Here is a 20460-nt window from a genome sequence, read left to right as displayed (position 1 = left end):
CTAGTTTGCCCGATCCCGTCGCCTGATGGCGCGCCACTGCTGCGCCTGTTGTTGAATCGTTTGAATCAAGGCCGTGCGCAGTTGGCGGGCTTGACGGGTGCTGCCTTGATGCGGCGCGTAGCGCAGGGCGTCGAGTTGCCGCAGCGCGTCGATCAGCGCCTGCTTCACGGGTTGCAGCGGCTCGGGCGCGTCAAGGCGCTCGATGCGTGCGGCCCAGGTCATGGCTGGGGCGGGCATCGGGCTGTCTTCGGGGGGCGGCAGCCCAGCCGCTTGCAGGGCCCGGTGCACCCGCATCAGGGGCCGTCTCCAGGGCGTGCGTGGTGTACGCGGCCGGGTCCACCACAACCAGCCTATGCCCAGCAGGCTGGTGCACATGATGACGATGCCGCACAGCCTGACCAGGTCCATCCAGTTTGGGGAGGGCATCCCCCAGTCCTTGAGCAACTGCATCTGGCGATGGCGGGAGTACTGCAGGACCCAGATGTTCCAGCGGTGGTTGGTGGCGTCCATATAGTCGCGCATACGGCCCCACACGGCCGGATCGATGCTGGACAAGGCGTTTTGCAGCGCGCCACGGTTGCCAGCGGATTGGCGTGGCCGTTCAATGCGTTCAGGCGCGACCGCCCCCGTGGGGTCCACGCGCACCCAGCCCTCGCCAGGCTGCCAGAACTCGGCCCAGGCGTGGGCGTCGCTGTTGCGAACCACGAACAGGCCGTCGACGGGGTTGATTTCGGCACCCTGATACCCGGTGACCACGCGGCTGGGGATGCCCATGGCGCGCATGATGACCACGTAGGCCGTCGCATAGTGTTCGCAAAAGCCCTCTCGGGTATCGAGCCAGAAGTGGTCGATCAGGTCGCGCACGGGGCGGCCCTGGGTGTCGATCCCATCCTCGCCGGGGGTCATGGTGTAGTGGTAGGCGCCTTGCCGGATGTGCCTCAACACCGCGTTGGACAGGCTTTTCGGGTCGGCATTGGCCAGCTCCGGGCGTTGCAACAAGGCTTGCGCCCAGGCCAGGGTGCGGGGATTGAAGCCTGCGGGCAGTTGCAGCCAGGGGCGCAGCAATGGCGTGCCTTGTTTGGGGCCATGCAGGATGGTCAGCCACGCCTGCGCGTCAATCTGGGTGCGGTCTGCCAGCGTTTGCGACGAGGTCCAGTTCAACCCGTCTCGCTCCAGGCGAGGCTCGGTGAGCGGGGGCGTGGGGCCTGCCATCAGCGTGCCGTCCAGCAGCGGCACCGTGCTGACCTTGCTGGGCTCCAACGTGACCTGGTAGCGGGTGGCCGCGCCCACTGGGGTGGGCTGGTAGACGTCATCGACACTGACCGGCTCCTGGGCGCGTGGCCGGGCCACCCAGTTGCGCCCATCGAAATAATCCAGCACCGGTCCACGGAAATACAACTTGGCCGTGACGGGGGGCACATCGATGAACTTCACGCGCATGGCCACCGAGTCGTCCTGGGCCAGCTCGGCCACGTGTCCCAGCTTGATGCGGTCTGACAGGCCTGTTCGTGGGCCAGCATCGGCGGGCACGCTCCACAGCGGCCCCAGGCGCGGAAAGAGCACATACAAGGCCAGCATCACCGGGATGCCCATGAGCACGCTGCGCCACGCGATCTTGACCGCCGACCAGATGGTGGGGCGGCCCATTGGCCTTTGCGCCAGCACCAGCGAGGTCAGCATGCCCATCAGCACGACCAGCATCAGCGCCGCGATGAACAGGCTTTGCGAATACAGAAACTGGGTCAGGATCAGGAAAAAGCCCAGCGAAGTCACCACGAAGGCATCCCGGCGCGCGCGCAGCTCCAGGGTCTTGAGCCCGGCCAGCAGGCAGACCAGGGTGATGCCCGCCTCCCGGCCAAACAAGGTGTGGAAGGTCCAGACCGTCATGCCCATGCCAGCGGCCAGGCACACCAGCAGGATCCAGCGCGGGGGCAAGGGGGCATCGCGCCAGGCCAGCCGCGCCCGGATGACGATGGCCAATACCGTGCTGATGGACGACCACAGCGGCAGGCGCGGCAGGTGAGGCAGGATGCTGAGCGCGAGCACGGCCAGCAGCAGCAGGTTGTCGCGGCCTTCCCGGCTGATCGCCGTGGCCTGGAGCCGCTTCATGCTGCACTCCGCTGCCGGGCTTGCTCAGCGCCGGACGGTGCCCAGGTGGCCAGGGTATCCAGGCAGTGACGCAGGTGATGCGGCCCTGCGCCGCAGCTCAACGAGACACCAGGCAGGCGCAAGCCATAAATCGGGCCTTGCGATGAAGCCTGTTGTTCAGCCTGGATCAGCCAGCTGGCCAGGCGGGACAAGCGCGCCTCGGCATCCAGGCCGCTCATGCCGGGGCTTTGCTCAAAGTCCAGCCAGAGATCGGGGCTGTGGCCTTGGGCCGGTTCGCGACTGACCAGCCCGGTGCCTGAAGCCAGTGCATGGCTGGATTTCTTCCAGGCGATCCAGCGCTGCGGATCACCTCGGCGGTAGTCGCGCAGGCCTTCGGGCATGTCGGAACTGACCGAGGTCGCTCGGTGAGATTGCTCGGACGAGACGACCCGGTGCTCATGCGGGAGGGCAGGGGCATGGGCGTCCAGGGCGGGCCAGATCAGCACCCTTGTCTGCGGCAGCCAATAGGCCCATGCGCGAAACAGACCCAGAGGGAAGCAGGTGTCAATCGTGATGCGGGGCAGCGTCAGCCAACCACGCTGGCGCGTGGCCACGTCCACCTCGACCGTGCAGTCGCTGCCCGGGCTGAGTTCGGCGTGCTGGGGCGAGCCCGGGCCTTTTGTTGTGCCCTCGGGTGCCTTGGGGCCGGCCGTGATCCGCAAACCGTAGCGGCCGAGTTTGCGATGCTGGTTGCTCAAGGTGATGCCCACGCGCAGCACCTGGCCGGCGTGCACGCTTCGCAGCGTCAGCAGGCGCAGGTTCACACCATGCAGGTTGCCGTGCGTCTGGTAGAGCGCGGCCATGGACGCGCCCCCCAGCAAGAAGCTCAGGGCGTAACCCAGGTTGACCTGTTCATTGATGGAGGCCAGCAGGAGCACCGTGAACACCAATGCAAAGCTCCAGCCCGCCCTGGTGGGCAGGATGTACAGATTGCGCTGGTTCAATGTGAGCTGATCGCGCCGAGGCAGCCTGGCTTCCCACCAGGCCGACACGCGCTGCACGATCCAGCCCGCGCCTTTTGGCGAGCGGCCCAACGAGAAGAGCGCCCGTGCTCGGCTCATCATGGAACGGGCGTGGCCTCCAGCAGGGCGCGGGCCTGGGCCGCGGCGCTGCGGCCCGATTGTGGCAAGGGCATCAGCCGGTGGGCGACAGCGGGAATCCACAAGGCCTGGATGTCCTCGGGTGACACATGCTGGCGCCCCAGCACCATCGCGCGGGCCCGTGCCAGCCGCAGCAGTGACAGGCCGGCGCGGGGGCTCAGACCCAGGGCGAACCAGCGTCCGTCTCGCGTGGCCGTGATCAGGGCCTGCAGGTAGTCAATCAGGCTGTCTGCCACATGGATTTCGTCCACGCGGGCCTGCCATTGCTGCCACTGCGCCGGTGTGATGACGGGCTGCAAGGCCAGCATCGCGCCACGCCGGTCCACGCCCGTGAGCAAGGATCGCTCGGCGGCCGGGTCGGGGTAGCCAAGAGACAGCCGCATCGCAAAGCGGTCCAGCTGGGACTCGGGCAAGGGGTGTGTGCCCAGTTGCTCGGACGGGTTTTGCGTGGCGATCACGAAAAACGGGGCGGGCAGGGGGCGTGTCTCACCTTCAACGGATACCTGCCGCTCTTCCATGGCTTCCAGCAGCGCACTTTGGGTGCGGGGGCCGGCACGGTTGATTTCATCGGCCAGCAGCACCTGGGCAAACACCGGTCCGGGGTGGAAGACGAAAGCCTCTTTTTGGCGCTCGTACACGCTCACCCCGATCAGGTCGGAGGGCAGCAGGTCGGAGGTGAACTGGATGCGTGAAAAGCTCAGACCCAGACTGCGTGACAGGGCCTGTGACAAGGTCGTTTTGCCCACGCCCGGCACGTCTTCGATCAAAAGATGACCTGAGGCAAGCAGGCAGATCACACTGAGCGTGACCTGCTCGCGCTTGCCCACAATGATCGTGCTAACCTGATCAATGAGCTGAGTGATTTGCGAGCCCTTGATGGACGTGGCGCCGCTAGTCGGCAGGACGTGGTTCGAGTCGTTTCGCAGCATGACGCGACATTAACTCAAACCCGCACAGCATGCGGGGCAAAGCTGACCCATGGCTACCGGCTATTTTTCACACTCCGATTGTCTGGCACACGACATGGGGGCAGGGCACCCGGAATGCCCCCAGCGCATCAGGGCCATTGAAGATCAACTGCGTGCGCAGGGGCTGGACGTGCTGATGCTCTCGCCCGACGTGCCACTGGCCAGCAACACCGATCTGGCGTTGGCGCACGACCTCAATTACGTGCTGACACTGGACGACTTCCTGCAGCAACTGGAGGCCACGGGCGACACCCGCGCGCTGGACCCGGACACCTGGGCCAGCCCAGGCACCCGCGCCGCCACCTGGCGCGCCGCGGGGGCGGCCATCGCCGCCACGGATGCCGTGATCGACGGCAAGCTGGACAACGCTTTTTGCGCCATCCGCCCGCCTGGCCACCATGCCACCCACAACCAGACCATGGGGTTCTGCTTCTTCAACAATGTGGCCGTGGCGGCACGGCACGCGCTGGATGTGCGTGGCCTCAAACGCGTGGCCGTGGTCGATTTCGATGTGCACCATGGCAACGGCACCGAAGACATCCTCGCGGGCGACGACCGGGCGCTGATGGTGGGCTTGTTCCAACATCCCTTCTATCCATACAGTGGTGCCGAGTCGCGTGCGGGCAACATGGTCAACATCCCCATACCGGCCCGCAGCGACGGCAAGCTGATCCGGGACGTGGTGGAGAGCTACTGGCTGTACCGGCTGGAGGACTTCCAGCCCGAGATGATCTTCATCTCCGCCGGTTTTGATGCTCACCGCGAAGACGACATGGGTGGCCTGGGCATGGTCGAGGCCGACTACGCCTGGATCACGGCGAAAATCATGGAAGTGGCCAGCAAGTACAGCAAGGGGCGCATCGTGTCCTGCCTGGAAGGCGGCTACAACCTCAGCGCGCTGGCCCGCAGCGTGGCGGCGCATGTGCGAACGCTGATCGAAAACTAAATACACACCTTCATGTCAGTGAGCACCGCGCAGGTCACCCATCCCATCACCTCCGAAGAACTGATCCAGCTGCTAGACGGGCTTCAGCAGCGCTCGGCCCTGGCCGAGGCCGGCATCTTGCTGGGCTGCCTGGCGCTGTCATGGTTGCTGCTGCGCTTGTGGCGCGGCGCCAAGGGCGATCCCCATTCCGTCTGGTTTGGCCGCCATGTGGTCGACGGGGTGCTGTTCCCCGTGTTGGCCTTGCTGCTTTCCCTGGCGGCCCGGCGCGCCTTCATGGGCATGCTGCCCTTGACGGTTTTCCGGCTCGTCATCCCGGTGCTGGCCTCCCTGGCCGTGATCCGCCTGACGGTCAAGGTGCTGCGGGTGGCCTTCCCCAAATCGCAGACGGTGAGGGTGGTCGAGCGCACCGTGTCCTGGCTGGCCTGGATCGTCACCGTGTTGTGGGTCACGGGCATCATGCCCATGGTCATGGGCGAGCTGGAGGGCATCACCTGGAAGATCGGCGCCACGCAGGTCAGCCTGCGCAACCTGATCGAAGGCTCGCTCAGTGCCGTGCTGGTCCTGATCCTGAGCCTGAGCTTGTCGTCGGCCATCGAGACCAAGCTGCTCAAGGGCGCCACCGACAACCTGTCGATGCGCAAGATCGCGGCCAACGCCATCCGCGCCATCTTGCTGACCCTGGGCCTGATCATGGCCCTGTCGGCGGCAGGCATCGATCTGACGGCCTTGTCCGTGCTGGGCGGGGCCGTGGGCGTGGGCCTGGGCTTTGGCCTGCAGAAGCTGGCCGCCAACTATGTGAGCGGGTTCGTGATCCTGGCTGAACGCAGCCTGCGCATTGGCGATCTGGTCAAGGTGGACAACTTCGAGGGCCGCATCACCGACATCAACACCCGCTACACCGTGCTGCGCTCGTCCTCCGGGCGCGAGTCCATCGTGCCCAACGAGTTGCTGATCACCCAGCGGGTCGAAAACGCTTCGCTGGCGGACAACAAACTCATGCTGACCACGGTGGTGCAGGTGGGCTACGACACGGACCTGGCCATGGTGATGCCGGCCTTGCGGGATGCCGTGACGGCCGTGCCCCGTGTCGTGACGGAGCCCTCGGCTGCCGTGCACCTGAGCAATTTCGCCTCGGACGGCCTGGAGTTGACCATCGCCTTCTGGATCGCCGACCCCGAAAACGGCCAGCTTGGCGCACGCTCTGCGGTCAACCTGGCGATCCTGGACACGCTCAATCGCCTGGGGGTGGACATTCCGTACCCGCAGCGGGTTATGCACCAAGTACACGCGGCTTGAGGTATCCTCCGCCGCACGATGAGCTTTCCCTTTCCCCTACCGAGCCGGGAGAACTGGCCTTTTCTGGGCGTGCTCCTGCTGGTCTGCCTGATTGCGCTGGCCTGGCAAGGCCCCCTGGTTGCCGGTGCGCTGGCACTGGCCGGGCTGGTTGTCCACACGGTTTACTTTCGCGACCCCCCGCGTGTCATCCCCTCGCAGGCTGGCGTCGTGCTGTCGCCCGCAGACGGCCGCATCGTCCGCATTGAAAAGGCCCGTGATCCCTACGCCAACCGCGATGCCTTGCGCATCAGCGTGATCATGAGCCTGTTCAACCTGCACGCCAACCGTGCCAGTGTGGACGGCGTGATCCGGCAGGTCGAGTACATTCCCGGCCAGTTGCTGAACACGGATCTGGACACGGCCTCTCGTCACCACGAGCGCAATGCGCTGGTGATCGAGTCCAACGGCCAGTTGGTCACCTTGGTGCAGGTAGCGGGGCTCATCGCGCGCCGCATCCTGTGCTGGGTCAAGCCGGGTGACACGCTCACGCGTGGTCAGCGCTACGGTTTGATCCGCTTTGGCGCGCGGGTGGACGTCTACCTGCCGCCCAACGCCGTACCTAAAGTCGCCCCCGGCGACAAGGTCTCGGCCACCACCACCATTCTGGCAACCCTGAACAAGGCTTGACTGTGCAACCTGTTTCCCCGCAAGAGGCTGATCCCAACGTGGATCTGAGCCTGGACGATGCCGACGACGCACCCCGCCCGCGCCGCAAGGGCATCTACATCCTGCCCAATCTGTTCACCCTGGCCGCTTTGTTCGGTGGCTTCTACGCCATCGTCATGGCCATGAATGGCCATTTCGACCAGGCTGCGGTCGGCATCTTCTGCGCCATGGTGCTCGACAGCCTGGACGGACGCGTCGCGCGCATGACCAACACGCAAAGCGCTTTTGGCGAGCAGATGGACAGCCTGTCCGACATGGTGTCCTTTGGTGCGGCCCCCGCCCTGATCGCCTACGAATGGGCGCTCAAGGACATGGGCAAGCTGGGCTGGATCGCCGCCTTCGTGTACTGCTCTGGCGCGGCTTTGCGGCTGGCCCGCTTCAACACCAACATCGCGGTGGTGGACAAGCGCTTCTTCCAGGGCTTGCCCAGCCCGGCCGCTGCGGCCCTGGTCATGGGCCTGATCTGGGTGGTGACCGACCTGGGTGAAACCGCGCGTTCGCTGCCCGGCATGGTCTGGCTGGCCTGCGGCTTCACGCTGTATGCGGGCCTGACCATGGTCACCAACATCCCGTTCTACAGCTTCAAGGACGTCAACTTCCGCCGCACCGTGCCCTTCATCGCCATCGTGGCGATTGCCCTGGGTATCGCCGTGATCACCATCCATCCGCCCATCGTGCTGTTTGGCATCTTCGTGATCTACGGAGTGTCGGGCTACGGCGTGTATGTGTGGAAGCGCATGAAGGGCAAGCCGGTGAGCGTGATCTCCACCTCCACCGACGAGCCCGAAGAGGCCGGCCTGCATCGCTGATCGCTATTGCCCGGGCGCAATGGCCGTATTAATAGGCGTATTTGCCGGCATCCAGCCCTGGGCACGCATGCTATATTGATACCCATGAATACCTTCAACGCATCGCTGCTACTACTGCTAGGAGTGCCCCGGGCGCGTTGATCGCTATCGTCTGTACCAAAAGTACCCCTTGCATCACGGCCCGCCAAGCGCTTCTTGCGGGCCGTTTTGTTTTGGATGGAAGAAGTCCTCGGCCCGCTCAAACCTGACCCGACCGACTTGACCGACTTCTGTCCCACGGAGACCACCATGACCGACAAGCTCATCATTTTCGACACCACCTTGCGCGACGGCGAACAGTCGCCAGGCGCGTCCATGACGCGTGAAGAAAAACTGCGCATCGCCCGCCAGCTGGAGCGCCTGAAGGTCGACGTGATCGAAGCCGGTTTCGCCGCTTCCTCCAATGGTGACTTCGAAGCCATCAAGTCGATCGCCGATGTCATCAAGGACTCGACCGTGTGTTCGCTGGCCCGTGCCAACGACCGCGACATCAGCCGTGCTGCTGAAGCCCTGAAGGGCGCCAACTCCTGGCGCATCCACACCTTCATCGCCACCAGCGCGCTGCACATGGAAAAGAAGCTGCGCATGTCGCCCGAGCAGGTGCTGGAGCAAGCGAAGCTGTCCGTGCGTTTTGCCCGCAACCTCACGTCGGACGTGGAGTTCTCGGCTGAAGACGGGTACCGCTCCGACCTGGATTACCTGGCCCGCGTGTGCGAGGCCGTGATCAACGAGGGCGCGACCACGATCAACATCCCGGACACCGTGGGCTACGCCATCCCCGAGCTGTACGGCAACTTCATCCGCGAGCTGCGCCAGAAGGTGCCCAACTCGGACAAGGCCATCTGGTCCGTGCACTGCCACAACGACCTGGGCATGGCCGTGGCCAACTCCCTGGCCGGTGTGAAGATCGGCGGTGCCCGTCAGGTCGAGTGCACGATCAATGGCCTGGGCGAGCGCGCTGGCAACTGCGCGCTGGAAGAGGTCGTCATGGCCGTGCGCACCCGCCGCGACTACTTCGGCCTGGATGTGGGCATCGAGACCCAGCAGATCATGCCGGCCTCACGCCTGGTGTCGCAAACCACTGGCTTCGTCGTGCAGCCCAACAAGGCAGTGGTGGGCGCGAACGCCTTTGCCCACGCCTCCGGCATCCACCAGGACGGCGTGCTCAAGGCGCGTGACACCTACGAGATCATGCGCGCCGAAGACGTGGGCTGGGCCGCCAACAAGATCGTGCTGGGCAAGCTTTCGGGCCGCAACGCCTTCAAGCAGCGCCTGCAGGATCTGGGCATCGACCTGGATTCGGAAGCCGAAGTCAACGCCGCCTTCACCAAGTTCAAAGAGCTGGCTGACCGCAAGAGCGAGATCTTCGACGAAGACATCATTGCCCTGGTTGGCGACGAGAGCGTCACCAACGAGCACGAGCACTATCGCCTGGTCGCGCTGTCGCAGCGCTCGGAGATGGGTGAGCGTCCACACGCCAGCATCGTGTTTGCCGCGGGTGACCAGGAACACCGTTCCGAGAGCGATGGCAATGGCCCCGTGGACGCCAGCGTCAAGGCAATCGAGGCTGTCGTGAAAAGTGGCGCGGAAATCGTCCTCTACTCGGTGAATGCGATCACGTCCGGAAGTACAGAATCGCAAGGAGAGGTCACAGTTCGCTTGCAGCATAGCGGGCGCGTTGTCAATGGGGTCGGCGCAGATCCGGACATCGTTGTGGCGTCAGCCAAAGCCTATCTCTCTGCGTTGAACAAGCTGCACAGCAAGTCCGAGAGGGTGGCCGCACAGGGTTGACCCGCACGACGGTGGTCTGATCAGCCAGACCGCTTGATAAAAGACGCGTAAGTCTTTGATCTTGCGCGTTTTTTTATTACACTTGCGTGAAGACGAAAGGGCTGTACCGTGGTGTGCTCGAAATTGAATAAAAACTGGCTGGTTATTGCGCTCGTTTCCGTGTTGTCTTTCACGGTGGCGACCTCTGTTGAAGCCGCCACCAAGGCACGTCATTCGTCTGTCCGTTCGGCCAAGGCTCCCGTCAAGGCCAAGAAGGGTGTACGCCAGAGCAAATCGCGCGTGCGTGCCACGCCGGCTGCATCCCGTGTCAAGCTGGCTCGCGCTGCCGTTGACAACGATTCGGCCGAGCCCGTCAGGCTGACACCCGTTTCGATCAATGCGGCTGGCGCCGTCAAGCCCGCATCCAATCTGTCCGCCGCATCCAGTGCGTCCGGTGCCTCGTTTGGCCAGCTTTATGGTTTGCACCACACACAAGACCCTCTGGACCTGAAGTCCAGCGTGGCCCTGGTGATGGATCAGGACACCAATGAAGTGGTGTTCGCCAAGAACTCCGATGCGGTCTTGCCCATCGCCTCGCTGACCAAGCTGATGACCGCCATGGTGATGGTCGAGGCCAAGCTGCCGCTGGAAGACCAGATCACCGTCACCTCGGAAGACGTGGACACCGAAAAGAACAGCAGTTCGCGTCTGGCTGTGGGTGCCACCTTGACCCGTGGCGAGTTGCTGCACCTGGCGCTGATGTCCTCCGAGAACCGTGCCGCCCATGCGCTGGGCCGTACCTTCCCCGGTGGCCTGCCCGCCTTCGTGATCGCCATGAATGCCAAGGCCCGTTCCCTGGGCATGGCCGATACCAAGTATGTCGACCCTACCGGGCTGAACAGCGGCAACCAGTCCAGCGCCAAGGATCTCGCGTCCCTGGTCAAGGCGGCTTATCAGCAGCCCTTGATCCGTGAGCTTTCCACCTCGCACGAGTACGCCGTGCGTGTGGGCAGCCGCCAACTGCAGTTCCACAACACCAACAGCCTGGTGCGCAACCCGGCATGGGACATCGGGCTGCAAAAGACCGGCTACATCGTGGAAGCAGGGCGCTGCCTGGTGATGCAGGCCAAGATGGCCGGGCGCAAGTTCATCATGGTGTTCCTGGATTCTTCCGGCAAGTACTCGCGCCAGGCGGATGCCGAGCGCGTTCGCCGCTGGATCGAGTCGGCCACGCAAAAGGGCGCCTTGAGCAGCCTGCCGCACAACAAGGTCACCTCGTGATCTGACCCCAGCGCATTTGCCCATGAAGAAAGCCTCCCGCGGGAGGCTTTGTCATTGGTGCCGGCTGGGTGCCGGCCTTGGTGCTGCTCAGGTTCAGGCGTGGTTCCAGCCCAGGCTGCCTGAGACACGCTGTGCCGTGTTCTTCAGCGCTTCGCCCCATTCCGGGCTGATGCGTGAAGCGGGGGCGTTGAGCGCCAGGCTGGCGGTCACGCGGCCCTGGTCATCCAGAATCGGTGCGGCAGCCAGTTGCAGTGAAGGGTCCTGGCCTTCGCCTTCCTGGGCCAGGCCGTTCTGGCGGATCTGGGACAGCTCCGAAGGCAGGCCGGGGTGGCTGGCGGACAAAGCCTGCAAGGCCGAGCCTGTTTCGTTGAGCAGCAAGATCTTGCCGGCGGCACTGCTGGTCAGCGGCACACGCAGGCCCATCACGCGGGTGACCTGAACGCCATTGCGCTCGGACACCGTGCGTTCGATGCACAAGGCATCCTCATCCTGGCGGATGAACAGCGACACAGGGAAGCCGGTCAGGCGATGCAGTTCCTGCATGGGGCGCACGGCCAGGTCACGCACATCCAGTCGGGCGCGCACCAGGTTACCCAACTCCAGCAAGCGCAGGCCAAGGCGATAGGCGCCCGGGCCAGAGCGCTCGACCATGCCGCCAACGGCCAGGTCATTGAGGATGCGGTGGGCGGTAGACGGGTGCAAACCGGTCTGCTCGCTGATCAATTTCAGGGAAATCGCATCTCCGTCACGCGCGAGTGTGTCCAGCAGACTGAACATTCTGCTGAGAACCTGGATCGAAGTGGATGCTGCTTTGGAGTCACTCATCGGGGTTTTCCTCCGTGAGAAGGGATTTTGAAAGGTGGAACCCCCCATCAATCGGCGAAATAAACTGTGCCTTGAGCGCATTTCACCCCTTTGGCCTGTCGTTTTCGGCATTTCATAACGCCTATGACCATTTCCAGTTTCATTGCGCCACTTTGGTGCGGCGCTCGACGCCCTTTGCCCATCCTGCTCCGGTTTTTGATGGGCGTCACGGCAGCCAGCCTGACCTGTCTGGCCGCAGCCCAACCCAGTGCTTCGGAGAAAGAATCCCCCCCCAGTGGCAACGCGGCGTCTCAGGCGGCTTCGTCCGGGGTGGCAGGCGCTCCCCCCGCGTCCGCCGCCACGGTGCCTGTGCGCAAGTGGCTCTCACCCATTCCCCGGGTCTACGGGCGGCTCTCGGCCAAGGACGTGGGCCTGGTCATCAACGAAGACGACCCCTACTCGGTGCAGGTCGGGGCGTATTACGCCAAAGCCCGCCGCATTCCGGCAGACCAGATCCTGCGGGTCAGCTTGCCGCTCAAACCCGGTCTGACGCCCCAGGAGTTCGAGGTCTTCTCGAAGAAGGTGGACGAGTTCTACGGCAGCCGTGTCCAGGGCCTGGCCCTGGCCTGGAAGCAACCTTTCAGCGTGGATTGCAACTCCATCACCGGTGCGCTGGCGCTGGGCTATGACGGCCGTTTGTGCAGCAAGACCTGTGACAAGAGCCGCCCATCCTCCTACTTCGGGTCGATTTCGACCAGGCCCTACAAGGACCACCACATTCGCCCCGGGATGTTGCTGGCGGCCAAGGATGTGGACGCGGCCAAGGCACTGATAGACCGCGGTGTGCGCTCGGACGGCACGCTGGGCCTGCGTGGCGCACCGCCCGTGGACGTTCACTTTGTGACCACCTCGGACACGGTGCGCAGTGTGCGGCAGGTGTTTTTCCCACCTGCTGGCCCCGAGCCCAAGGTGGGGCTCAATGTTTTCCTGGACCAAACCGATGCGCTGCGCAATGTGGACCGCGTGCTGCTCTACATGACGGGCAGGGCAACGGTGGAGGGCCTGGACAGCGTCAGCTTCGTGCCCGGTGCACTGGCCGATCACCTGACCTCGTTCGGCGGCAAGCTGGATGACCCGCATGGCCAGATGAGCGTGCTCTCATGGATCGACGCCGGCGCCACGGCCAGTTATGGCACCACCAGCGAGCCTTGTGCACATGTGCAGAAGTTCCCCAATCCGCAGGTGCTGTTGCTCTTCTATATCCAGGGCGCCACTGCCCTGGAGGCTTACTGGAAAAGCGTGATGTGGCCGCAGCAAGGGCTGTTTGTCGGGGAGCCCCTGGCCGCGCCGTATGGCCGATGAGGCCGATGAGGTCGGGTAGCTTGCTGAATTGGCATCAGGTCAGCGCAGCAAGCCCCAGCGCACGCGCTGCGCCACCCACCATTTGCGCAGCGGTGTCAGCACGATGCGTTCGTGCAAGACACGGTCTCCCTGGCCCGCGACCTCGTTGATCAACTGCAGGTGCAGGTGCGCCAGCACGCGCAGCGGGAGCAGGGCGCGCATTTCCTTGGCGGGCAGCGCGTGGCAGGCCTGCAGGCCTGCCTGGAGCTTGTGGGCGGCCTGCTTGTGCAGATGCTGCAGCAGCGCCGGCCAGCCCTCGGGGGGCAGACTCTTATCAGGTTTGCTCAACTGGTGTGCCTTGACGTCATGCGCTTGCAGGACGTCGATGCCCACTTGAACCCAGCCCGCGCGCGCATCCTGGCCGATCCTGGCCAGTTGATGTGCCTGACGCAAGCCCCAGCCCAACTGACGCGCGGCCTGTCGTGCCGCTTCGCTGTGGGCGCCCAGCAGGCAGGCGGCGCCTTCACAGGCTGCCCCCGTGGTTTGTTGCGCATGGCGCTGCAAGCTGGTGTCATCCAGCCAGCGCGTCTGGTGGACCAGGGTCAGCAAGCCCTCGATCTGGCTCGTCCACAAAGGCCAGTCCGGCAGCCTGCCTGGGGCCTGGATGGCGGCCTCAGACAGCAGGCTCTTGATCAGCGGATGGTGGGCTTGCCCCTTGGCGGCATCCTGCAGCTCCTGCAACCACCAGCGCAGTTTCGTTTCCGCCACGCCAGGATCGTGGATCTTGAACGGAATCTCGGCAGTCTCGTGCCACCATTGCAGCCATAAACGCAGTGCGGCGCCTCGTCCGGCAGGTGCCGTAGCGAGTGCGTAATAGAGGCTGCTGCCTGGATGCGGAAAAACGTCAGCAGACGGAAGTGGGGAGGATGAATTCATGACAAATGGCAAGACGCAAACCGTATTGTCTCAATAGCTGAATTGACAGATCTGGAAATCATTGCCTACATTACTGACCCGCGAGTCAGTTATTCTGTCGTCGCCTGATGTCCGTCGTCTTCTTGTTGTTGATTCGCCGCGCATCACCCTTTGCTCCAATCACATCACCCTATGAAATTGAATGCGCGCCGCGTCCCGACGGTCATCGTTTTGATCTCGTCCGCCCTGGTCCTGGCCCTGGCAGGTTGCAGCAAGGAGGCGCCCGCGCCCACACCCGAGCGGGCCGTGCGCACGTTGGTGGTGACTGAAACGGGTGGCGTGCTGGAGCGCGAGTTCTCTGCAGACATCCGCGCGCGCAGCGAGTCGCGCCTGGGTTTCCGGGTGCCGGGCAAGGTCTCGCGCCGGCTGGTCGAGCTGGGGCAGCCGGTTCGCGCAGGGCAGGTGCTGGGACAACTCGATCCCCAGGATCTGCGTTTGCAGCAAGACGCAGCCCGCGCCGGTCTGGCTGCGGCTGAAGCCAATGCCACGCAGGCCGCCGCCGATCTCAAGCGCTTCAAGGAGCTGAAGGCACAAGGCTTCATCAGCGAAGCCGAGCTGGATCGCCACAACACCATGGCCACCACGGCCGAGGCCAGCCTGCGTCAGGCTCGGGCCCAGGCCGGCGTGCAAAGCAACCAGACCAGTTACGCGGCCCTGGTGGCCGATGCCGCTGGTGTCATCACCGCCGTGGACATGGAGCCCGGCCAGGTGGTCAATGCCGGCCTGCCGGTGCTGACCCTGGCACATGACGGCCCGCGTGACGCCGTGTTTGCCGTGCCGGAAGACCTGGGGCAGGCCGTGCGCGGCCTGGTGGGCAAGAAGGACGCCATCAAGGTGCGCCGCTGGGGCGGCAGTGAATGGGTGTCAGCCACGGTGCGGGAAGTGGCCGCCGCGGCCGACCCGGCCACCCGCACCTTCCTGGCCAAGGCCGATGTGGGCAAGGCCGGGTTCGAGCTGGGGCAATCCGCCAGCGTGGCCTTCAACACGCCGGTGCGCATCTCCGGTGGCGTGCGCATCCCCTTGTACGCCCTGGCCGAGCGCGACGGCAAGTCCATGGTCTGGGTGCTGGACGGCCAATCCATGACGGTCAAGCCGCTGCCCGTGGTGACGGGCGACGTCACCGGCAATGTCATCCTGATTGCCAAGGGCCTCACGCCCGGCCAGGAGATCGTGACGGCCGGTGTGCATGCGCTCAATCCGGGTCAGAAAGTGCACCGCTACAAGCCAGGCAATGCGCAGGCTGAGGCCAGTGGTGCGGCGGCCGCGTCGGCGGTCAAGCCCTGATCGGCGAGGAGCGAGTCTTGAGTCACAAGCCAGATTCCTCGAACGAGGCGCAAGCTGCTTGGCCGCAAGGCCAGCGCTTCAACATTTCTCGCTGGGCGCTGGAGCACCCCGCGCTGACGCGCTACCTGATGGTGGTGCTGATGCTGCTGGGCCTGGCTGCCTACTTCCAGCTGGGGCAGGATGAAGACCCGCCTTTTGCCTTCCGCATCATGGTCGTGCGCGCCTACTGGCCTGGCACGACCGCGCAGCAGATGGCCGAGCAGGTGACCGACAAGATCGAGCGCACGCTGCAAGAGGTGCCTTACGCCGACAAGATCCAGTCCTATACCAAGCCGGGCGAGTCTTTCACGCTCTTCATGGTCAAGGACTCCTCGCCCCCCAAGGAGATTCCCAACCTCTGGTACCAGGTGCGCAAGAAGGTGGGCGACATGCGCTACACCTTGCCGCAAGGCGTGATCGGCCCGTTCTACAACGACGAGTTCGGTGACGTCTATGGCTCCATCTACGCCTTGTCGGCCGATGGCTTCTCGCAAGAAGAGTTGCGTCAGTTCGCAGACCGCGCCCGCTCCGATCTCTTGCGCGTGCCCGGTGTGGCGAAAGTGGAGTTGTTCGGGGTGCAGGCCGAGAAAATCTTCCTGGAGATCCCGCAGTTCAAACTGGCCCAACTTGGGCTGGACCTGCAGCAGGTGATCCAGCAACTCAATGCGCAAAACGGCATCGAGGGCGCGGGTGTCTACAACGGCGACCGCACCAATGTGCAGATGCGCGTGAACGGCGCCTTCCAGAACGTCGAGCAATTGCGCCAGATGCCTTTGCGTGTGCTCAACCCGGTCACAGGGCAGGCCCGCACCTTCCGATTGGGGGACATCGCCAACGTCCGCCGTGGCTATGAAGACCCGCCCGTCACCAAGGTGCGCCATCAAGGCAAGCAGGTGGTCGCCATGGGCATCTCGATGGCCAAGGGCGGCGACATCATCGAGCTGGGCAAGAACCTGTCAGCCGCCACCGAGCGCATCAAGGCCAGCCTGCCTGTCGGCATCGAACTTGATCAGATCCAGAACCAGCCGCAAGCCGTGTCCAACTCGGTGGGTGAGTTCGTGCATGCCCTGGTCGAGGCGGTGGTCGTCGTGCTGGCCGTGAGCTTCCTCAGCCTGGGCCTGCACACCAAGCCACTGCGCCTGGACGTCTGGCCGGGGCTGGTGGTGGGCATCACGATCCCCCTGGTGCTGGCCGTGACCTTCCTGATCATGGACCTGTGGGGCGTGGGGCTGCACAAGATCTCGCTGGGCGCGCTCATCATCGCGCTGGGCCTGCTGGTGGACGACGCCATCATTGCCGTCGAGATGATGGTGCACAAGCTGGAAGAGGGCTACGACAAGATGCGTGCGGCCACGGCCGCCTACGACATCACCGCCATGCCCATGCTGACCGGCACCTTGATCACGGCGGCAGGCTTCCTGCCCATCGGCATGGCCAATTCGGCCGTGGGCGAGTACACCTTCGCCATCTTTGCCGTGACCGCCGCCGCGCTGCTGATCTCCTGGGTCGTGTCGGTCTACTTCGTGCCTTATCTGGGCCAATGGTTGCTGCGTACCCGCCCCAAGATCCAGGCGGGCGAGGGCGAACTGGTCGACCTGTATGACACGCCGTTCTACTCGCGCTTCAAGGCGCTGGTGAACTGGTGTGTGGCGCACCGCTGGATCACCATCGCCATCACCCTGGGGGCCTTGTTCCTGGGCTTTGTGGGCATGGGCAAGGTGCAGCAGCAGTTCTTCCCGGACTCCAGTCGCCCCGAGATCATCGTGGACCTGTGGTTGCCCGAAGGCAGCAGCTTCGACTCGACCGAGGCCGTGGCGCAGCGCTTCGAAGCCCGCATGATGAAAGAGCCCGGCGTGAAGACGGTGAGTTCGTGGATCGGCTCGGGCCTGCCGCGTTTTTATCTGCCGATGGACCAGATCTTCCCGCAGAGCAACGTCAGCCAGATCGTGGTCCTGCCGCAAGACGCGGCCATGCGCGAGCAGATCCGCCACAAGCTGCCAACGATCCTGGCCACCGAGTTCCCTGAAGTGCGCACCCGCGTCAAGCTGCTGCCCAACGGGCCGCCCGTGCCTTACCCGGTGCAGTTCCGCATCGTGGGTGACGACGTGACCACGCTGCGCCACTGGGCGGAAGAGGCCAAGACCATGATGCGCGCGCACGCCGATATGCGTGGCGTCAATGACAACTGGAACGAGTCCGTCAAATCCATCCGCCTGAGCGTGGACCAGGACAAGGCGCGCGCCATGGGCGTGACCACGCAGTCCATCGCCCAGGCCAGCCAGGTGCTGACCTCGGGCACCACCGTGGGCCAGTACCGCGAGGGTGACCGCCTGATCGACATCGCCTTGCGCTCGCCCCAGTCTGAACGCCAGACCCTGGGTGCGCTGGACAACGCCTACGTGCCGACCGCCTCCGGCAAGATGGTGCCGGTGCTGCAGGTGGCCAAGCCCAAGCTGGTGTGGGAGCCGGGCGTGCTGTGGCGCGAGGGCCGCCATTTCGCCATCACCGTGCAGGGTGACGTGCGTGAGGGCATTCAGGGCCCGACCGTCAGCCAGGCGCTGTGGCCCAAGATGAAGGAGCTGGAAGCGAAGATGCCCGAGGGCTACCACGTGCAGCTGGCGGGCACGGCCGAAGAAAGCAGCAAGGGGCAAGGCTCGATTTTTGCCAATGTGCCGGCCATGCTGTTCATCATCTTCACGCTGCTGATGCTGCAGTTGCAGAGCTTCTCGCGTGCGCTGCTGGTCTTCCTGACCGGGCCGATGGGCATCGCCGGGGTGGCCATGGCCTTGCTGGCGTCCGATCGTCCTTTTGGCTTCGTGGCCATGCTGGGGGTGATCGCGCTGATGGGCATGATCATGCGCAACTCGGTGATCCTGATCGACCAGATCGAGCAGGACCGCGCCCGGGGCGTGCCGGCCTGGGATGCCATCGTCGGGGCGGCCGTGCGCCGTTTCCGCCCGATCGTGCTGACCGCCGCCGCTGCCGTGCTGGCCATGATCCCGCTGACGCGCAGCGCCTTCTGGGGCCCGATGGCGGTGGCCATCATGGGCGGGCTGATCGTGGCCACCTTGCTGACCCTGCTGGCCTTGCCCGCCATGTACGCGGCCTGGTTCAGGGTTCGCCACCAGTCGACAACGGCCTGAGCCGTGAAAAACACGGTCTGAGCCGCGCTAGAATCGGCGGTTCAGACCAAATTAGCCTGTCCGGGTGCCGGGCGGGCCTGCGTGAGACCGTTTCACTTCGTGAGCCGCTTCGCAGGCACGATCGGCGGCCGGACTTTTCACAGTCAATGCGCGGGTGGCGAAATTGGTAGACGCACCAGGTTTAGGTCCTGACGCCAGCAATGGTGTGGGGGTTCGAGTCCCCCCCCGCGCACCAGACTTAATTCTTATTTACTGAGAGATCACATCATGGCGATCAACGTGGAGACCCTCGACAAGCTGGAGCGCCGCATCACGCTGTCCCTGGCAGCTGACGTTCTGCAATCTGAAGTCGATGCCCGCCTGAAAAAGCTGGCCCGCACTGTCAAGGCAGACGGCTTCCGTCCCGGCAAGGTGCCGATGAACGTGGTGGCCCAGCGCTACGGCTACTCCGTGCAATACGAAGTGGTCAACGACAAGCTGGGCGAGGCTTTCGCTCAAGCTGCTCAAGAAGCGCAGCTGCGCGTGGCCGGCCAACCCCGCATCTCCGAAAAGGAAGGCGGCCCGGTTGAAGGCCAGTTGCAATTCGACGCCACTTTCGAGGTCTACCCCGAAGTGAAACTCGGCGACGTGGCCTCGGTTGAAGTCGAGCGCGTGACCGCCGAAGTCGACGATGCCGCCATCGACCGCACCATCGAGATTCTGCGCAAGCAGCGTCGCACGTTCGCCCAGCGTCCGGCTGCTGAAGCCGCTGCCGACGGCGACCGCGTGACCATCGACTTCGAAGGCAAGATCGACGGCGTGCCTTTTGAAGGCGGCAAGGCTGAAGGCTTCCAGTTCCTGGTGGGCGAAGGCCAGATGCTCGAAGCTTTCGAGAAGGCCGTGCGCGGCATGAAGGCTGGCGACTCCAAGACCTTCCCCTTGAAGTTCCCTGAGGACTACCACGGCAAGGACGTGGCCGGCAAGGAAGCCGACTTCCTGGTGACGGTCAAGAAGGTCGAATCCCAGAACCTGCCCGAGCTGAACGACGAGTTCATCAAGGGCCTGGGCCTGGCCGACGGTTCGATCGACGCCCTGCGCGCCGACATCAAGCGCAACCTGGAGCGTGAAGTCAAGTTCCGCGTGGCCGCGCGCAACAAGGCTGGCGTGATGGAAGCCCTGCTCAAGCTGGTCGACTTCGATCTGCCCCAGTCGCTGGTGGCAGCCGAGTCCGACCGTCTGGTCGAAGGCGCCCGCGAAGACCTGAAGGCACGTGGCATCAAGGACGCCGACAAGGCCCCGATCCCCGCCGAAATGTTCAAGCCCCAAGCCGAGCGCCGCGTGCGTCTGGGCCTGACCGTGGCTGAACTGGTCAAGGCCAACAACCTGCAAGCCAAGCCCGAGCAACTGCAAGCCCACATTCAAGAGCTGGCACAGAGCTACGAGCAGCCTGCCCAGGTCGTGGCCTGGTACATGAGCGACCGTCAGCGCATGGCTGAAGTGGAAGCCGTCGTCATCGAAGGCAATGTGGCTGACTTCGTGCTGTCCAAGGCCAAGGTCACTGACAAGGCGCTGAGCTTCGAGGAACTGATGGGTCAGCAGGCCGCAGCCTGATTACCCACCAGGGCAGTGGGATATGCCGCTGCCCGGTGAACGCCGGGCGGTTGGCTGGCATAACCTCACCATCCTGCAAAGGGCACCTGCAATCCCCAGTGGAGGCAGGTGCCTTTTGTTTTGTGCGACTTTGTCTGTGCTTGCAAACAACGGAAAGACGACCAAGGTAGTCGTGCGCTTTTTCTCGCGTTCGGCCGGGGCGTATCCAGCGTCATAATCTTT

The 20460-nt window shown here is 64.3% G+C and carries 15 protein-coding genes and 1 tRNA gene; 11 read left to right on the top strand and 5 right to left on the bottom strand.

Going from position 1 to position 20460, the window contains the following annotated elements:
• From HY019_RS08305 to HY019_RS08295, 3 genes are read right to left on the bottom strand one after another with little or no spacing between them, the layout of a single operon-like run.
• Positions 1-2109 (bottom strand): DUF3488 and transglutaminase-like domain-containing protein, encoded by a 2109-nt coding sequence (locus tag HY019_RS08305; protein ID WP_290690198.1) that lies wholly within the window; start codon positions 2107-2109, stop codon positions 1-3.
• Positions 2106-3212, bottom strand: coding sequence for a DUF58 domain-containing protein (locus HY019_RS08300; RefSeq protein WP_290690196.1), 1107 nt, complete (start codon positions 3210-3212; stop codon positions 2106-2108). Before HY019_RS08300 ends, HY019_RS08305 begins: the two co-directional genes overlap by 4 nt.
• Positions 3209-4177, bottom strand: coding sequence for a MoxR family ATPase (locus HY019_RS08295; RefSeq protein WP_290690194.1), 969 nt, complete (start codon positions 4175-4177; stop codon positions 3209-3211). Before HY019_RS08295 ends, HY019_RS08300 begins: the two co-directional genes overlap by 4 nt.
• Before the next feature lie 49 nt (positions 4178-4226).
• Here HY019_RS08295 and HY019_RS08290 point away from each other — a divergent pair, with 49 nt between their 5' ends.
• The 6 genes from HY019_RS08290 (at position 4227) to pbpG (ending at position 11062) form a co-directional block, all read left to right on the top strand.
• Entirely contained in the window at positions 4227-5162 is a 936-nt protein-coding gene (locus tag HY019_RS08290) for a histone deacetylase family protein (RefSeq protein ID WP_290690193.1), read from the top strand.
• Between the two features lie 12 nt (positions 5163-5174).
• Entirely contained in the window at positions 5175-6458 is a 1284-nt protein-coding gene (locus HY019_RS08285; RefSeq protein ID WP_290690190.1) for a mechanosensitive ion channel domain-containing protein, read from the top strand.
• A gap of 18 nt (positions 6459-6476) precedes the next feature.
• Positions 6477-7124 carry a phosphatidylserine decarboxylase gene (locus HY019_RS08280; RefSeq protein WP_290690188.1) on the top strand — a complete coding sequence of 216 codons (648 nt, stop codon included), beginning with the start codon at positions 6477-6479 and terminating at the stop codon, positions 7122-7124.
• A gap of 38 nt (positions 7125-7162) precedes the next feature.
• The gene (gene pssA, locus HY019_RS08275) at positions 7163-7972 is read left to right on the top strand and encodes a CDP-diacylglycerol--serine O-phosphatidyltransferase (RefSeq protein ID WP_290690259.1); all 810 of its coding nucleotides are present in this window, start codon (positions 7163-7165) and stop codon (positions 7970-7972) included.
• A gap of 288 nt (positions 7973-8260) precedes the next feature.
• The gene (locus tag HY019_RS08270) at positions 8261-9802 is read left to right on the top strand and encodes a 2-isopropylmalate synthase (RefSeq protein ID WP_290690186.1); all 1542 of its coding nucleotides are present in this window, start codon (positions 8261-8263) and stop codon (positions 9800-9802) included.
• Positions 9803-9964: 162 nt separating this feature from the next.
• Positions 9965-11062 carry a D-alanyl-D-alanine endopeptidase gene (gene pbpG / locus HY019_RS08265; protein WP_290690256.1) on the top strand — a complete coding sequence of 366 codons (1098 nt, stop codon included), beginning with the start codon at positions 9965-9967 and terminating at the stop codon, positions 11060-11062.
• A gap of 93 nt (positions 11063-11155) precedes the next feature.
• On the opposite strand, the gene HY019_RS08260 is transcribed toward pbpG, so the two are convergent.
• Entirely contained in the window at positions 11156-11887 is a 732-nt protein-coding gene (locus HY019_RS08260; RefSeq protein WP_290690184.1) for an IclR family transcriptional regulator, read from the bottom strand.
• Between the two features lie 174 nt (positions 11888-12061).
• On the opposite strand from HY019_RS08260, the gene HY019_RS08255 reads away from it, so the two are divergent.
• On the top strand, positions 12062-13228 hold the full coding sequence (locus HY019_RS08255) for a TIGR03790 family protein (protein WP_290690181.1): 1167 nt from the start codon (positions 12062-12064) through the stop codon (positions 13226-13228).
• A gap of 39 nt (positions 13229-13267) precedes the next feature.
• Here HY019_RS08255 and HY019_RS08250 read toward each other — a convergent pair whose 3' ends face one another.
• Positions 13268-14143, bottom strand: a complete 876-nt coding sequence (locus HY019_RS08250; protein ID WP_290690179.1) for a squalene/phytoene synthase family protein — start codon at positions 14141-14143, stop codon at positions 13268-13270.
• Positions 14144-14314: 171 nt separating this feature from the next.
• On the opposite strand from HY019_RS08250, the gene HY019_RS08245 reads away from it, so the two are divergent.
• The 4 genes from HY019_RS08245 to tig all read left to right on the top strand — a co-directional run bounded on the left by HY019_RS08245 (position 14315) and on the right by tig (position 20238).
• Entirely contained in the window at positions 14315-15466 is a 1152-nt protein-coding gene (locus HY019_RS08245; RefSeq protein ID WP_290690178.1) for an efflux RND transporter periplasmic adaptor subunit, read from the top strand.
• 17 nt (positions 15467-15483) lie between these two features.
• On the top strand, positions 15484-18648 hold the full coding sequence (locus tag HY019_RS08240) for an efflux RND transporter permease subunit (RefSeq protein ID WP_290690175.1): 3165 nt from the start codon (positions 15484-15486) through the stop codon (positions 18646-18648).
• Positions 18649-18796: 148 nt separating this feature from the next.
• Positions 18797-18883: transfer RNA gene (locus HY019_RS08235), tRNA-Leu, on the top strand.
• Positions 18884-18915: 32 nt separating this feature from the next.
• Complete coding sequence (gene tig, locus HY019_RS08230; RefSeq protein ID WP_290690173.1) at positions 18916-20238, top strand: trigger factor; 1323 nt, start codon at positions 18916-18918, stop codon at positions 20236-20238.
• Positions 20239-20460: the final 222 nt, after the last annotated feature.

It is taken from the genome of Aquabacterium sp., assembly GCF_016195855.1.
Classification (GTDB): Bacteria; Pseudomonadota; Gammaproteobacteria; order Burkholderiales; family Burkholderiaceae_C; genus Aquabacterium.
Note: the sequence above shows the minus strand (reverse complement) of the source record. Positions and strands in the feature narration are given on the sequence as shown.

Bases quoted from the DNA above. Each gene is read 5' to 3' on its own strand.
- HY019_RS08285 (WP_290690190.1), top strand. From the start codon at position 5,175: ATGTCAGTGAGCACCGCGCAGGTCACCCATCCCATCACCTCCGAAGAA.
- HY019_RS08295 (WP_290690194.1), bottom strand. From the start codon at position 4,177: ATGCTGCGAAACGACTCGAACCACGTCCTGCCGACTAGCGGCGCCACG.
- HY019_RS08270 (WP_290690186.1), top strand. From the start codon at position 8,261: ATGACCGACAAGCTCATCATTTTCGACACCACCTTGCGCGACGGCGAA.
- tig (WP_290690173.1), top strand. From the start codon at position 18,916: ATGGCGATCAACGTGGAGACCCTCGACAAGCTGGAGCGCCGCATCACG.
- HY019_RS08290 (WP_290690193.1), top strand. From the start codon at position 4,227: ATGGCTACCGGCTATTTTTCACACTCCGATTGTCTGGCACACGACATG.
- HY019_RS08260 (WP_290690184.1), bottom strand. From the start codon at position 11,887: ATGAGTGACTCCAAAGCAGCATCCACTTCGATCCAGGTTCTCAGCAGA.
- HY019_RS08250 (WP_290690179.1), bottom strand. From the start codon at position 14,143: ATGAATTCATCCTCCCCACTTCCGTCTGCTGACGTTTTTCCGCATCCA.
- HY019_RS08305 (WP_290690198.1), bottom strand. From the start codon at position 2,109: ATGAAGCGGCTCCAGGCCACGGCGATCAGCCGGGAAGGCCGCGACAAC.
- HY019_RS08245 (WP_290690178.1), top strand. From the start codon at position 14,315: ATGAAATTGAATGCGCGCCGCGTCCCGACGGTCATCGTTTTGATCTCG.
- HY019_RS08300 (WP_290690196.1), bottom strand. From the start codon at position 3,212: ATGATGAGCCGAGCACGGGCGCTCTTCTCGTTGGGCCGCTCGCCAAAA.
- HY019_RS08280 (WP_290690188.1), top strand. From the start codon at position 6,477: ATGAGCTTTCCCTTTCCCCTACCGAGCCGGGAGAACTGGCCTTTTCTG.